This is a genomic window from Herbaspirillum sp. NPDC101396 (assembly GCF_044767365.1).
Classification (GTDB): domain Bacteria; phylum Pseudomonadota; class Gammaproteobacteria; order Burkholderiales; family Burkholderiaceae_D; genus Herbaspirillum.
Window position 1 is genome coordinate 109629 of record NZ_JBIWNT010000005.1, and the last position, 13155, is coordinate 122783.

Genomic DNA, 13155 nt, shown 5'->3' on the forward strand with positions numbered 1-13155 from the left:
TTAGCGATGAAATGTCCCCGGCATCGCTTCAACCTCGTCCTGATACCACCCCGTACACGCTGTCCGCGTCGCTGCGGCATAATCCATCAGACAACATCAAAGATCGCATCACGATCAACAAGGGAAGGTGCATGACGCAAGATCTGAACGACCTCTATTACTTCGCGCAGGTGGTGGACCACCGCGGCTTCGCCGCTGCCGGTCGCGCGCTGGGCATTCCCAAGTCGAAACTGAGCCGGCGCATCGCGCAACTGGAAGAACGCCTCGGCGCGCGCCTGATCCAGCGTTCCACGCGCAGCCTGTCGGTAACCGAAATCGGCCAAAGCTATTACGAGCACTGCAAGGCGATGCTGGTGGAAGCCGAAGCAGCGCAGGAAGCCGTCGAACGCAATCGCGCCGAACCGCAAGGCACGGTGCGGCTGACCTGTCCGGTGGCGCTGCTGCACGGTCGTGTGGGAGTGATGCTGGCCGACTTCCTGATCGAACATCCGCGCGTGACCTTGCAGGTGGAGTCGACCAACCGGCGCGTCGACGTCGTCAACGAGGGTATCGACGTCGCGTTGCGCGTATTGCTGCCGCCGCTGCAGGACAGCGATCTGGTGTTGAAGATTTTTGGCGTGCGTCACTGGTGCCTTGCGGCCAGCCCGGCCCTGCTGGAAAAATGCCGCGTCCCCGAAGTGCCGGCCGACCTGCATCGTTTTCCCAGCATGAGTCTGGCCATCCCGGTGGAACAGCATGTCTGGCATCTGGAAAACGCCGACGGCGAATCTGCATCGATCCGCCACACGCCGCGCCTGATGACCGACGACGCCACTGCGCTCAAACGCGCCGCCGTGGCCGGCGCCGGCATCGTCTATCTGCCGACCATGGTGGTGATTGATGAATTGCGCAGCGGTGCGCTGGTGAAGGTCTTGCCCGAGTGGTCACCGAAATCCGGCATCATCCACGCCGTGTATTCGTCACGGCGTTTCCTGTTGCCGTCGGTGCGCCAGCTGATCGACTTCCTCGCCAAACGCTTCGACGAGCTCGAAGACTACTGAAGCACCGCGCTGCCGATGTCCAGCGGGTCGCCGCTTAACAGCAGCGCCACGGTGTCCGCGCGGGTTTCCAGGAACAAGCCGCTGCCGGGGCGATCCAGCATGACGACTTCGCCGCCCAGCGCTGCATGATCGCCATTGATCAGCACAGAACCGCTCAGGATTGCCAGCAATAGCGTGCGCCCCTCGACGGTCTTGAATTCGCTCGTGGAACGGGCATTCAGTTGCAACTCCCATACATCGAAGGCCGACGTCGTCGGCATCGCGCCACGTCGTTTCAGGCAATCGCCTGCGATCACGCGGATGCTGCCGGCGCCGTCGGGTAAGGCGATGGAAGGGATTTTGTCGGCGGCGACAGTCTTGCCGGTGCACGACAACGATGCCTGCGTCGGCGCATCTATCCACAACTGCAGCACTTGCGGGGATGCTTCACGCTTGCCGCTGCGATTCGCTGCCGGACGATAAATTCCCGCGTCCTGTTCAGCGATCACGCTGCGGTATTGCACGTCGCCGGCGCTGAGGACCTGCTTCTTGCCATCGGCGTCGACATATTCCAGGCGACCTTGCTGCACCATCGTCAACACTTTGCAGCCGCGATACAGCTGGCGCGCGCAGGCATCCGGCGCAATGCTGTCCGCCGATCCGACATGGTCGAGCAACAGGAAAGGACTGACGTGCTGTCCCAGCATGCGCTTTGAAAACAGGGTATGCGCGAGCAAGCCGTCGCCGATGCGATGCTGCCTGGAACTGCTGTAGATACCGAGGATTTTTTTCATGATAAGCGCCGGTCCCGAACTGCGAACCGGCGTTTCCGATGATCCGCCGGCAAGACCGGAAGGCGGGGTTCGACCGGTCTTGTCAACGTTGGAAAATTGCTCAACGATTGTTGATTGCTCAACAATTGTTCAGCGATCAGGCGCCGTTGAAGTCTGTACCGCCATGTTGACGGGCTTGCTTCAGTTCTTCAACAACAGCCTGGCGCGAGACGGTCGACTTGTTCTGGACTTCAACCGGATACGCATCGTTGTTGATGATCTCGCCGTTGGCGCGCGCTTGCTTCAGTTCTTCGATCACTTCGGCGCGGGTCTTGTGCGAAACGAATTGTGTTTCTGGCGGATAGGCTTCTTCGGCCATGGCGCTGCCGACGATGGAAAGGAAAAGCAGGCCGCCGGCGATTTTCTTGATGTTCATGATGGTTCCTTGGTGAGGTGGGTGTTTGTTGCACGGCTTCTCATGAAAGCCGGCAACGGAAATAGTGGTGTTGCGTGATTGCGTAAGACTGGCGTCGATTAACGCAGATACAGTGTTTCGGTGTAAGTCAGCGGCTCGTGGCGTGCCAATTTTTGCTGGATTTCCTGACGCTTGATCGAGGACTTGGAAGGCGTCTTGGCGGTTTGCTGGATGCTGACCGGCTGCGCTTGCGCAGTGTCGGACGGTTCGTTGGCGGCCAGTGCGCTGCCGGCGGCGAAGGTGCCGGCGACGGCGACCAGCAGGACGGTGGCGGTGAGTTGCAGGACGCTGCGGTCCAGGCGTGCGGTAGTGGTGTTCATGGTGATGCTCCTTCTTTGCATTGTGTGCGTTGTTAGCGTTGTGCTTGTGGCAACGAAGCGTTCGAAGCCTTCCGGTAAAGCGCAGCGGCGTTTGCTGTAGTGAGGTGCAAGTGCGACTGCTTGGACTCAAGTGTAGGTTTTGCGTTGAAAGTGCACTAGGAGGCAAAATCCGGATTCATCGTTCTATCAGTAGAACAATGAACACCCTTGAATTCCCGCCTTCCGTCCCCGAACGGGGAACGCCCTCGCGCCGAGCAGTAGCCCCAGTCTTCTGCAGGAGGGCATATGGATATCTGTTTATCTTCGTTATCAAGCGAGTTTTGCTGCCAGATAATCGGCGCTTGACTGTACGGACTTGCTTCGCTGCAAGTCCGTGCGCATCACTTTCATCGCGAAGCAGATAACCGAGGCAATCCATGACCCAAGCATCACATCCGCCGTCGTTCGACGCCTTGCTGGCGCGTTTCGAACCCATCTTCGCGCGCATCGCGGAAGGCAGCATAGCCCGCGAAAACGACCGCGAGCTTCCGTACGAAGCCGTGCAATGGCTCAAGGATGCCGGCTTCACATCGCTGCGCGTGCCGGTCGAACATGGCGGCAGCGGCGCCACGCTGCCGCAGTTCTTCAGCCTGCTGATCCGCCTGGCGGAAGCCGAATCGAACCTGCCGCAGATCCTGCGCGTGAACGCCGGCTTTACTGAACTGCTGCTGGAGCGCAAGGACGACGACGACACGCGTCACTGGCTCGGCGTGATCGGCAAGGGCGAGACCTTCGGCGCGGCCGCCTCGGAGCGCACCGGCACCACCGGCAACTCGGTCACTGTTGCGCCGGATCCGGACAAACGTCCCGATCACTTCCTGCTGAACGGCGAAAAATATTATTCAACCGGCACGCTGTACGCCGACTGGATCCTGGTGCGCGCGCACGACGACGAGTCCGATCTCAACGTGCTGATTCGCAGCAACACGCCCGGCGTGACGCGCGTGGACGACTGGGACGGCTTCGGCCAGCGCCTGACCGGCAGCGGCACCACGCGCTTCGAGAAGGTCTTGATCACGCAGCAGCAGATCCTCGATCGCTATCACGTCTCGCAACCGCGTCGCAACACCATCATCACTGCGTTCTACCAGACCGTGCACCTGGCCACGCTGGCCGGCATCGCACGCGCCGTGCAACGCGATGCGGTGGCATTCACCCAGGCACGCACGCGCACCTTCGGCGTGCCGGGTCAATCGAGCCCGCGCGAAAACCCGCTGGTGCATCGCGTGGTCGGTCGCCTCGCCAGCCTGGCGTGGTCGGTGGAACAACTGGTCAACGCCGTCGCCAATGCCATCGAAAACGTCCATCAGGCGCGCCTGGCCGGCACCGCCAAACCGGAGGACTACATCGCGCTCGACGTGCAGACCTTCCAGGCCCAGCAGGTCGTCATCGGTCAGGTGCTGGAAGCCGCCACGCTGCTGTTCGAAGTCGGCGGCGCCTCGGCCACCAGCGACAAGCGCCGCCTCGATCGCCACTGGCGCAATGCGCGCACGCTGGCCTCGCACAATCCGGCGACGCAGCGCGAAGCCGCCATCGGCGACTACCACCTCAACGACAATCCGCCCAACGAACGCTTCGGGGTGTCGTATGCGTAAGAATATTTTCTATCGTCTCTTCGCTGCGCTCGCGTTGGGCAGCATTGCACTGTTCGCCGCACAGGCATCGGCAGCGCCGCAAAGGCCCGAGCTGCGCGTGGGCTTCGTGCCCGGTCCTTACATCGACGAGTTCAAGGTCGGCGTGCAGCCCGAGCTGGAGAAGAAAGGCTACAAGATCAAGTACTACGAATTCAGCACCGGACTGGAAGCCAACAGCGCCGTCTTCAAGGGCGACATCGACGCCAACGTGATGCAGCACTCGGTGTTCCTGAAGTCGTACAACGAGCGCAACAAGACCGACCTGGTCGGCATCGTGCAGGTGCCGACGCCGCCAATGGGGCTGTATTCGAAAAAGCACCGCAGCCTCGACGGCCTCAGGAAGGGCTTCACCGTCGCCGTGCCGAACGATCCGGTCAATCTGCAACGCGCCCTGTGGATCTTGCAGCGCCTGGGCTGGATCAGGATCAAGGAAAACGCCAATCCGGTCGACGTCACCGAACTCGACGTGGTCGAGAACAAGGCCGGCCTGAAACTGGTGCTGCTGGAAAACGCCCAGGGTCCGCGCGCACTGGACGATGCCGATTTCGCCGCGATCCAGGGCAACTTCGCCATCTTCGCCAAGCTCAAGCTGTCGGAAGCCTTCATCCTGGAAGACATGACGCCGGCCTACATCAACGTGCTGGCGGTCAAGAAAACGAAGCAGACCGATCAATATGCACGCGACATCGTCGAGGCCTATCGCTCCGACACCTTCCAGAACGCGATCCGCGCCGATCGCTTCTACGACGGCTTCCGCCTGCCCGACTATTTCAAGACCAAGTAAGCGTGACCACTTCTCCCGCATCACTACCCTGCTCATAAAAACATCAGAGGAACCAGCATGAACCTGTCTTACCGATTCCGCGTGCACGCCATCGTCGCCGCCGCACTGATCTCCGTCATGGGCCTCGCCCAAGTCCAGGCCGCCGACAAGACCCTGCGCGTCGGCGTGCGCGGCGGCACCGACGAACAGATCTGGGAAGTCGTCACCAAGGTCGCCAGGAAGAACGGCCTGAACGTCGAAGCGGTGGTCATCTCGGGCGCAGCCAGCCCGAACGAAGCGCTCAACAACGGCGACCTCGACGCCAACTCGTTCCAGCACATTCCCTTCCTGCGCGACCAGATCAAGCAACGCGGCTACAAGCTGAGCGTGGTCGGCAACACCTACATCTCGCCAATCGCGTTCTATTCGAAGAAGTACAAATCGATCAAGGACCTGCCTGACGGCGCCAAAGTCGCCATCCCCAACGACCCGAGCAACCAGACGCGCGCACTGGTGGTATTGCGCGACGCCGGCCTGATCACGCTGCGCGACGGCTTCGACCCGTTCACCGGGACGGTATCGATCAATGACATCACGGCGTACAAGAAGAAGATCACCCTGACCGAAGCCGCCTCGGTGGTGCTGGCGCGTTCGCTCGAAGACGTCGACACGGCCGCCATCGTCAACACCTTCGCCTATCAGGCCGGCCTGATCGCCACGCGCGACGGCATCGCCGTCGAGAAGCGAGAAAACAATCCCTACGTCAACATCATCGTGGTGCGCGAGCAGGACAAGAACGCCGCGTGGGTAGCGCCGCTGGTGAAGGCCTATCAATCGGAAGAAGTGCGCCAGTTCATCCAGAAGCAATACGGCGGCTCGGTGGTGCCGGTATTTTGAGTATCGCGGCATTGATCGGCGCCGGCGCTGAGGCTGGACAGCCGACACCGGCAACGGCAACGGCGGCGCCCGTAGCTTCAGCGACGCCGCTGCCGTCACCTGCTGCGACAGCAGCCGGCGACGTGCATCTGAGTTTTTCCAAGGTTTCCAAACAATATCCGGCGCCGAGCGGCATCGTGCACGCGCTGCGCGAGGTCTCGTTCACGGTCGCGCGCGGAGAGATCTTCGGCATCATCGGCCGCAGCGGCGCCGGCAAGTCGACCTTGCTGCGCACCATCAATGCGCTGGAGCTGCCCGATGCCGGCGGCATCGCCATCGACGGCCTGCAAGTCGGCGGACTCGACGAGGACGGGCTGGTGCACCTGCGCCGCCGCGTCGGCATGATCTTCCAGCATTTCAATCTGTTGTCGGCCAAGACCGTGCGCGACAACGTCGGCCTGCCGCTGCGCGTGGCCGGCGTCAAACCCGACGTGGTGCGCAGGCGCGTCGACGCCCTGCTTGAACTGGTCGGCCTGAGCGACAAGGCCGAGGTGTATCCCGCCAAACTCTCGGGTGGCCAGAAACAACGCGTCGGCATTGCGCGAGCGCTGGTGCACGATCCGGAAATCCTGTTGTGCGATGAGGCGACCTCGGCGCTCGACCCCGAGTCGACGCAAGCCATCCTGGCTTTGCTGCGCGACATCAGCAGCAAGATGGATCTGACCGTGGTGCTGATCACGCACGACATGGCGGTGATCCGTGAAATCTGCGACCGCGTGCTGGTGCTCGACCATGGCCAGGTGGTTGAACAGGGTGAAGTGTGGCGCGTGTTCGGCGACCCGCAGGCGCCCGCCACGCGCGCGCTGCTGCGTCCGCTGCAGCACGGCTTGCCGGCCGACCTGGCGGCGCAATTAGTCGACGACCTCGACGGCCGCCCCGGCAATGCGCTGCTCAGCCTGCGCTTCAACGGCGCGGCGCAGCCGCAGGGCGTCAGCCTGCAACAACTGGCTTTGCTTGGTCCCGACGCCACGCTGATCCACGGCGGTCTCGATCGCATCCGCGGCCATGCACAGGGAAGCTTGCTGGTGTCGTTGCCGATCGCATCGTGGCAATCAATAAAAACCAACGGCGTATTCGGGCAGAACTTTGGACAAAAGCACGGCGCCGATTTCATTGAGGTTCTCGGCTATGTCCCTGCCACCGCTTAACAAATATTTCCAGGCGTTTTTTGAAACCCTGTTGATGGTGAGCGCCTCGGCGCTGATCGCCATCGGCCTGGGCCTGCTGCTGGCGATCGTGCTGACGGTGACCGCCAAAAGCAGCCTGTATCCGAAGCCGCGCCTGCATCGCGGCTTGTCGGTGACGGTCAACATCTTCCGTGCGGTGCCGTTCATCATCATGCTGGTGGCGCTGTTGCCGGTGACGCGCTTCCTGGTCGGCACCACACTTGGCACCTGGGCCGCAGTGGTGCCGCTGACGGTCAACCTGATTCCGTTTTATGCGCGCATTGCGCAGGTCAGCCTCAACGACGTCGATCCCGGACTGGTCGAAGCGGCGCGCGCCATGGGTTGCCGGCGCCGCCATATCATCCGCCACGTGCTGTTGCCGGAATCCTTGCCTGGCATCGTCGGCGGCATGACGGTCAGCGTGATCGCGATGATCAACGCCTCCGCTATGGCCGGCGCAGTCGGCGCCGGCGGACTGGGCGACCTGGCGATTCGTTACGGCTACGAGCGCTATGAAACGCGGGTGATGTTTGAAGTCATCGTGATTTTGATTGCGCTGGTATCCGTCATCCAGCTGGTGGGCGAGCGGGTGTCACGCCGCTTCGACCACCGCCATTGATCAAGCAGCTGATCAGGCAGCGTCGGCGATGCTGTTGCGTCCGCCCGGACGCGCCAGTCCCAGATGTTCACGCAAGGTCGTGCCTTCATAGTCGCGACGGAAGATGCCGCGTTTCTGCAGGATAGGCACGACGCCGTCAGTAAAGTCCTGCAGACCGCTCGGCAGCGCATCCGGCATCAGGTTGAAGCCGTCGGCCGCGCCGCCCTTGAACCAGTACTCGATGTCGTCGGCAATCTGCTCCGGCGTGCCGACCACGACACGGTGACCGCCGCCGCCCGCCAATGCATAGACGAGTTGTCGCGCGGTATAGCCGTGCTGCCGCGCCTGAGCCAGCGTGGCGTTAAAGAAGGTGTGATTGCCGTTGCCGTTATTGGGCAAGGCAATGTCGTCGGGCAGACGCTCATCGAGTTTGATGCGTTCCGGCGCTACGCCGAGGATGCCGGCCAGACGATTGATGTTGTAACTCCACGGGATCATGTCGATCAGCTCGTCGCGCCGGCGGATCGCATCGGCCTCGGTGGCGCCGATGATGGTGGTCAGTCCGGCCAGGATCTTGACCGCATGCGGACCGCGTCCGTAGGCGGCTGCGCGCGCATTGAGCTCGCGTCCGTAAGCCAGCGATTCCTCGAACGACTGCGACGCCGAGAACACTGCCTCGGCATGGCGCGCCGCGAGATCGCGGCCGTCGGCGGAACCACCCGCCTGCACCAGCACCGGATGGCCTTGCGGCGTGCGCGGCAGGTTGAGCGGACCGTGTACGGAAAAGTGCGTGCCGCGATGCGCGATCGGCTGCACCTTGGCGGTGTCGATGAAGCGGCCGCCGACCTTGTCGCCGATGACCGCGTCGTCTTCCCAGCTGTCCCACAAGGCCTTGACCACATCAGTGAACTCGGCCGCGCGCGCATAGCGCTCAGCGTGGTTCGGCACGGCGTCACGGCCGAAGTTGCGCGCCGAGCCGAGATCGGCGGTGGTGACCACGTTCCAGCCGGCGCGGCCCTTGCTGACGTGGTCCAGCGTGGCGAAGCGGCGCGCGATGTTGTACGGCTCGTTGTAGCTGGTCGAGGCCGTGCCGATGACGCCGATGTGGGTGGTCGCTGCGGCGACGCTGGCCAGCAGCACGGTCGGTTCCAGCGCGGTAATGGGCCGGAAGTCGATCTGCTCGATGATGGAGGCGTTGTCGGCCAGGAAGACGGCATCGAACTTCGCCGCTTCGGCGATCTGCGCCACGCGGATGTAATGACCAACGTCGATGAAGGCATGGGGATCGGCGTCGGGCAGGCGCCAGGCCGAGGGCACGAAACCGGAATGCAGGACGTTGATGTTGAGATGCAGCTGGCGCGGGCGCACGGACGTGTCGCTCATGAGTAAACTCCGGTGGGGTCAGGGCAGATCGGATGCGCCCGCGCCGTTGCCGGCGCGAGACGACCGTGCATCAATGCACTTTGAAAAAGCCGTGGCGTTCGGCCAGCAAGTCGAGGATGCGGCGCGTGTCGGTGACGAAGCGCTTGTCGCCGAGTTGCTGCACGTGCGTGCTATCGGCCGGCAGCGGCTGTTCGTCGCCGAGGATCAGTACCGGCAGGCTCTGGTGATCGGCATCGAGCGCGGCGACCACCTTCTGGCGCGGCTTGGCGAACGGCAGGCGCTCGATGTCGAGGCGTCCGGCATGTTCCGGATCACCGGCCAGCAGGCCCTCGATGGGCGCGCCGTCGGGGCAGATGAAACGCTCACCAGGGTGGTTCGGGTCGGTAAATCCTGCTTCCAGCAACAACAGCAAATCTCGGCTCATGGCGCACTCCGGAAAGAGAAAATCAATCCTTGATTCTCTGGCGCGCGCCACGCCGCCGCCACGAATATATCCGCATATTCATATACCGCGTGCAGTCTTGGATGGGGCTCGCGCCGGCACATCCGAAGACGGATTTGAAAGCAAGAACTCGTATTGCGCCGAGGGACAATTTTGGAATATACTGGATTTATGTACAGTATAATTCGACAATTAAGACATGAGGGAATCCGCCGCACTGAGGCGGAAGTGGCTGCCGACGCCGGTTTCGCCGGCATCGTGACGATGAGCATGGCCGGCACCACGCGCCAGATGACGCTGAGCGCACCGGAGACCGCGGAAGGTACGCAAGGCACGACAGTATTGTTGCTGTCGCCGCTGTATGAACCGCAATTGCTGAGCATGCATGCCGACGGCATGATCGTGCGCGGCTGGCAGCGCGTTCTGAATGATCGCACCGGCAAGAACACGCCGGGCGCGACCTATCTGCAGGAATGGGTGCTGACGCTGGTGGCACAGCGACCGGCCAACATGCGCGAACTGAACGCCGTGATGGCAACGCCCTTGCAACTGGTGCAGGGCAAATGAAAAATAACCGTCCGGGCTATCCGACTTTGATGCCGTAGCAACGCGCCGCCGTCCCGCCCCATAGCGCAGCCTGCTCGTCTTTGCTGAGATTGCTCGCGGCCCAGTCGGCGACCAGATCGGCCACCTTGTCGTAAGAGTCAGCCAGCAAACACACCGGCCAGTCCGAGCCGAACATCAGGCGCTGCGGACCGAAGGCTTCCAGCGCGGTATCGAGACAGATGCGGATGTGCTGGTAGTCGGCCGGCTGCAGGCCGTGCTGCCAGTCGGCTTCGGTGACCAGTCCGGACAGCTTGCAGACCACGTGCGGCAATTCACCCAGCGCCAGCAATTCCTTTTCCCAGCGCCACAGGGCGTCGTCGCTTTTGCCGCCGTTTTTGCCAAACTCGCGCAGCGCCGGCTTGCCGAGATGGTCCAGCACCAGCCAGTGCTTGTCATGGCGCGCGCAGAATGCCTGCGTGTCGGCCAGTTGGCGCTCAAACACCAGCACGTCGTAGACGTAGTCGCGCTCTTGCAGCAGCGCCACGCCGCGATTGAAATCGGCATGTTCGAGGAAGGCGCGCGCGTCGGCTTCGTCCTGCACCTGATGACGAAATCCCAGCAGCTTGTCGCCGCCATGCCATTCATCGAGGCGCTCGCCGAGATCGGGTACGGCGAGGTTTTCCCAGCCGACCACACCGGCGATGAAATCATTCTCCTGCGCCAGTCCAAGCAGGAAGCGCGTCTCGTCGCGGCCCGAACGCGCCTGCACGGCAATCGAGGCATCCACCTGATGTGCGCGCAACAACGGGAGCAAATCGGCAGGCAGCTTGTCCTGCGCCAGCACGTCCATGCCGGCCCCTATCCATGGGTAATCTTCCGCGCGATAGCGCCAGAAATGTTGATGTGCATCGATGCGCATGGTCATGGTCTGATCAAAGTAAAAATTGAAAAAATCAAACGAGAATGCCGGCGCATCCGCTTGGTGCGAATGCCGCCGGCATCGGATCCTCAGATCAAATGATCAGACGATCAGTCGTACAGCACGGCTGCGATCTTCGGATCGGCGATGTTGCTCTTGTCGTACCAGTAGAAACCGGTATCGATGATCTTCGGCAGCTTCTCGCCCTTGAGCGCCTTCACTGCAGCTTCGACGGTCTTGTAGCCGATGCCGACAGGATTTTGCGTGATCGCGCCTGCCATCTGGCCGTCGCGGATCGCATCCTTCTGCTGCTTGCCCGAGTCGAAGCCGACGATAACGACCTTGCGCTTCATTTCCTTGGCGCCGTTGAGCACGCCGATGGCCGAACCTTCATTGGTGCCGAAGGCGCCCTTGAGTTTTGGATATGCCTGCAGGATGGACTTGGTGACTTCAGTCGACTTCAGCTGGTCGCCCGCGCCGTACTGGATGCTGACGATCTTGATCTTCGGATAGGCCGACTTGATGCGATCGACGAAGCCATCGCGGCGGTCGATGCCGGTGCGGCTGGTCTGATCATGCGCGACCACGGCGACTTCGCCTTCCTTGCCGATCAGCTCGGCCATCTTGTCGGCAGCCAGCGCGGCGGCGGCCTTGTTGTCGGTGGTGGCGGTCGTGACCGGAATATCGCTGTCGACGCCCGAGTCAAATGCGACCACCGGAATCTTTGCAGCTTGCGCCTTCTTCAGCAGCGGCAACGCAGCCTTGCTGTCGAGAGCGGCGAAACCGATCGCCTGCGGCTTCTTGGCCAGTGCAGCGGACAGCATGTCGATCTGCTTGTCGACCATGGCTTCGGTTTCCGGTCCTTCGAAGGTCACCTTGACCTTGTAGTCGGTCGCGGCCTGGTTGGCGCCGGCCTTTACCGCTTGCCAGAATTGGTGCTGGAAGCCCTTCGAGATCAGCGGAATATAGACTTCCTGCGCTTGTGTGATGCCGCTTGCACCGAATGCAAAACTGAGGCCGAGGGCGATGTTGAGGGCTCTTCTCTTTATCATTTTTAAGTCTCCTTGATGAATGTAAAAACAGCGGGGGTAAGGCAATTTTCTTGTTTTACTTTTATTGACGACGGCGACGCAGGATGTCCATGTACACCGCCAGGATGATGATCACGCCGGTGACCACGGTCTGCCATTCCTGCGCCACCGACATGATGCGCAGGCCGTTGATCAGCACGCTCATGATGAAGGCGCCGATGATGGTGCCGAGGATGGTGCCGGTGCCGCCCGACAGCGAGGTGCCACCGATCACCACGGCGGCGATGGCGTCGAGCTCATAGCCCTGCCCCAGCGCCGGTTGCGCGGAATTCAGGCGCGAGGCGATCAGCAGGCCGGCGATGCCGCAGATGGCGCCGCTGACGGTGTAGACGGTGACCTTCCAGAAATCCACCTTGACGCCGGACAGGCGCAGCGCTTCTTCGTTGCTGCCCAGCGCGAAGGTGTAGCGGCCGAACACGGTCTTGTTGAGGATGACGCCGGCGGCGATCGCCACCAGGAACAGGATCAGCACGGCGTTGGGAATCGGCAGCGCCGGGATCAGGTCCCCGATCAGCGACTCCTGCGAAATCTGCGGGAACGACGGCGTGTCGTTGAAGTAGATCGGCTTGGTGCCGGAGATCACCAGCGACAGGCCCTTGAGCAACATCATCATGCCCAGCGTGGCGATGAATGGCGGCACCTTGAGCTTGGCGATCAGCATGCCGGAGGTCCAGCCGCACAGCGCGCCGAAGAAGATCGCCGCAAAGATGCCGAAGTAGATCGGCAGACCCCAGTAGGTCAGGAACACGCCCGCCATCACGGAACAGAACGTCATCATGGTGCCCACCGACAGGTCAATGCCGGCGGTGATGATGACGAAGGTGCAGGCGATCGCCAGCACGCCGTTGACCGCAGTCGATTGCAGGATGCTGACGAGGTTGTCGACCTGCAGGAAGTTGTCGTTGGCGACGCTGAAGAACACCATCAGCGCCAGCAGGCTGGCAAAGGCCAGCAGCTTTTGCCGCGTCGACGGGTGGAACAGGCGCTCGCGCAGGCTGCCGGCGCCGGCTTGGGAATCGGTTGTTGGTGTCATGGTCAGGTTCGTTTGCGA

Annotated in this window: 15 protein-coding genes; 7 read left to right on the forward strand and 8 right to left on the reverse strand. The window is 62.1% G+C overall.

Going from position 1 to position 13155, the window contains the following annotated elements; translation table 11 throughout:
* Positions 1–131: 131 nt before the first annotated feature.
* Positions 132–1040 carry a LysR family transcriptional regulator gene (locus tag ACIROY_RS17910; RefSeq protein ID WP_402275180.1) on the forward strand — a complete coding sequence of 303 codons (909 nt, stop codon included), beginning with the start codon at positions 132–134 and terminating at the stop codon, positions 1038–1040.
* Here ACIROY_RS17910 and ACIROY_RS17915 read toward each other — a convergent pair.
* The 3 genes from ACIROY_RS17915 to ACIROY_RS17925 all read right to left on the reverse strand — a co-directional run bounded on the left by ACIROY_RS17915 (position 1034) and on the right by ACIROY_RS17925 (position 2587).
* A complete protein-coding gene (locus ACIROY_RS17915; protein ID WP_402342885.1) occupies positions 1034–1813 on the reverse strand; it encodes a pirin family protein in 780 nt (259 codons plus the stop codon). The genes ACIROY_RS17910 and ACIROY_RS17915 overlap by 7 nt on opposite strands.
* A gap of 136 nt (positions 1814–1949) precedes the next feature.
* The gene (locus ACIROY_RS17920; protein WP_402342888.1) at positions 1950–2228 is read right to left on the reverse strand and encodes a DUF4148 domain-containing protein; all 279 of its coding nucleotides are present in this window, start codon (positions 2226–2228) and stop codon (positions 1950–1952) included.
* A gap of 98 nt (positions 2229–2326) precedes the next feature.
* The gene (locus ACIROY_RS17925) at positions 2327–2587 is read right to left on the reverse strand and encodes a hypothetical protein (RefSeq protein ID WP_402342890.1); all 261 of its coding nucleotides are present in this window, start codon (positions 2585–2587) and stop codon (positions 2327–2329) included.
* Positions 2588–3003: 416 nt separating this feature from the next.
* Between ACIROY_RS17925 and ACIROY_RS17930 the strand changes: the two genes are divergently transcribed.
* The 5 genes from ACIROY_RS17930 to ACIROY_RS17950 all read left to right on the forward strand — a co-directional run bounded on the left by ACIROY_RS17930 (position 3004) and on the right by ACIROY_RS17950 (position 7744).
* Complete coding sequence (locus ACIROY_RS17930; protein WP_402275189.1) at positions 3004–4221, forward strand: acyl-CoA dehydrogenase family protein; 1218 nt, start codon at positions 3004–3006, stop codon at positions 4219–4221.
* Positions 4214–5044: a MetQ/NlpA family ABC transporter substrate-binding protein gene (locus ACIROY_RS17935; protein ID WP_402342893.1), complete on the forward strand. Its 831-nt coding sequence runs from the start codon at positions 4214–4216 to the stop codon at positions 5042–5044. The genes ACIROY_RS17930 and ACIROY_RS17935 overlap by 8 nt, the downstream gene beginning before the upstream one ends.
* Positions 5045–5161: 117 nt before the next feature.
* Positions 5162–5920, forward strand: a complete 759-nt coding sequence (locus tag ACIROY_RS17940) for a MetQ/NlpA family ABC transporter substrate-binding protein (protein WP_402275946.1) — start codon at positions 5162–5164, stop codon at positions 5918–5920.
* An 89-nt stretch (positions 5921–6009) separates the two neighbouring features.
* Positions 6010–7107, forward strand: coding sequence for a methionine ABC transporter ATP-binding protein (locus ACIROY_RS17945; protein ID WP_402343613.1), 1098 nt, complete (start codon positions 6010–6012; stop codon positions 7105–7107).
* Entirely contained in the window at positions 7088–7744 is a 657-nt protein-coding gene (locus ACIROY_RS17950; RefSeq protein WP_402342896.1) for a methionine ABC transporter permease, read from the forward strand. Before ACIROY_RS17945 ends, ACIROY_RS17950 begins: the two co-directional genes overlap by 20 nt.
* Positions 7745–7756: 12 nt before the next feature.
* Here the strand turns inward: ACIROY_RS17950 and ACIROY_RS17955 are convergent, their stop codons facing one another.
* Together ACIROY_RS17955 and ACIROY_RS17960 are read right to left on the reverse strand one after the other, a co-directional pair.
* Entirely contained in the window at positions 7757–9106 is a 1350-nt protein-coding gene (locus tag ACIROY_RS17955) for an LLM class flavin-dependent oxidoreductase (protein ID WP_402275194.1), read from the reverse strand.
* A 70-nt stretch (positions 9107–9176) separates the two neighbouring features.
* Positions 9177–9530, reverse strand: a complete 354-nt coding sequence (locus ACIROY_RS17960; protein WP_402275197.1) for a DUF3088 domain-containing protein — start codon at positions 9528–9530, stop codon at positions 9177–9179.
* 246 nt (positions 9531–9776) lie between these two features.
* Between ACIROY_RS17960 and ACIROY_RS17965 the strand changes: the two genes are divergently transcribed.
* The gene (locus ACIROY_RS17965) at positions 9777–10115 is read left to right on the forward strand and encodes a hypothetical protein (RefSeq protein WP_402342898.1); all 339 of its coding nucleotides are present in this window, start codon (positions 9777–9779) and stop codon (positions 10113–10115) included.
* A 16-nt stretch (positions 10116–10131) separates the two neighbouring features.
* Here the strand turns inward: ACIROY_RS17965 and ACIROY_RS17970 are convergent, their stop codons facing one another.
* From ACIROY_RS17970 to ACIROY_RS17980, 3 genes are all read right to left on the reverse strand, one after another.
* Entirely contained in the window at positions 10132–11019 is an 888-nt protein-coding gene (locus tag ACIROY_RS17970; RefSeq protein ID WP_402342901.1) for an amidohydrolase family protein, read from the reverse strand.
* A gap of 104 nt (positions 11020–11123) precedes the next feature.
* Positions 11124–12065, reverse strand: a complete 942-nt coding sequence (locus ACIROY_RS17975; protein ID WP_402342904.1) for an ABC transporter substrate-binding protein — start codon at positions 12063–12065, stop codon at positions 11124–11126.
* Between the two features lie 61 nt (positions 12066–12126).
* Positions 12127–13137, reverse strand: coding sequence for an ABC transporter permease (locus tag ACIROY_RS17980; protein ID WP_402275951.1), 1011 nt, complete (start codon positions 13135–13137; stop codon positions 12127–12129).
* Between the last annotated feature and the right edge of the window lie 18 nt (positions 13138–13155).

Coding starts and splice junctions, on each gene's coding strand:
- ACIROY_RS17910 (WP_402275180.1), top strand. CDS start 132: ATGACGCAAGATCTGAACGACCTCTATTACTTCGCGCAGGTGGTGGAC.
- ACIROY_RS17915 (WP_402342885.1), bottom strand. CDS start 1,813: ATGAAAAAAATCCTCGGTATCTACAGCAGTTCCAGGCAGCATCGCATC.
- ACIROY_RS17970 (WP_402342901.1), bottom strand. CDS start 11,019: ATGACCATGCGCATCGATGCACATCAACATTTCTGGCGCTATCGCGCG.
- ACIROY_RS17920 (WP_402342888.1), bottom strand. CDS start 2,228: ATGAACATCAAGAAAATCGCCGGCGGCCTGCTTTTCCTTTCCATCGTC.
- ACIROY_RS17930 (WP_402275189.1), top strand. CDS start 3,004: ATGACCCAAGCATCACATCCGCCGTCGTTCGACGCCTTGCTGGCGCGT.
- ACIROY_RS17980 (WP_402275951.1), bottom strand. CDS start 13,137: ATGACACCAACAACCGATTCCCAAGCCGGCGCCGGCAGCCTGCGCGAG.
- ACIROY_RS17950 (WP_402342896.1), top strand. CDS start 7,088: ATGTCCCTGCCACCGCTTAACAAATATTTCCAGGCGTTTTTTGAAACC.
- ACIROY_RS17955 (WP_402275194.1), bottom strand. CDS start 9,106: ATGAGCGACACGTCCGTGCGCCCGCGCCAGCTGCATCTCAACATCAAC.
- ACIROY_RS17940 (WP_402275946.1), top strand. CDS start 5,162: ATGGGCCTCGCCCAAGTCCAGGCCGCCGACAAGACCCTGCGCGTCGGC.
- ACIROY_RS17960 (WP_402275197.1), bottom strand. CDS start 9,530: ATGAGCCGAGATTTGCTGTTGTTGCTGGAAGCAGGATTTACCGACCCG.
- ACIROY_RS17975 (WP_402342904.1), bottom strand. CDS start 12,065: ATGATAAAGAGAAGAGCCCTCAACATCGCCCTCGGCCTCAGTTTTGCA.
- ACIROY_RS17925 (WP_402342890.1), bottom strand. CDS start 2,587: ATGAACACCACTACCGCACGCCTGGACCGCAGCGTCCTGCAACTCACC.
- ACIROY_RS17935 (WP_402342893.1), top strand. CDS start 4,214: ATGCGTAAGAATATTTTCTATCGTCTCTTCGCTGCGCTCGCGTTGGGC.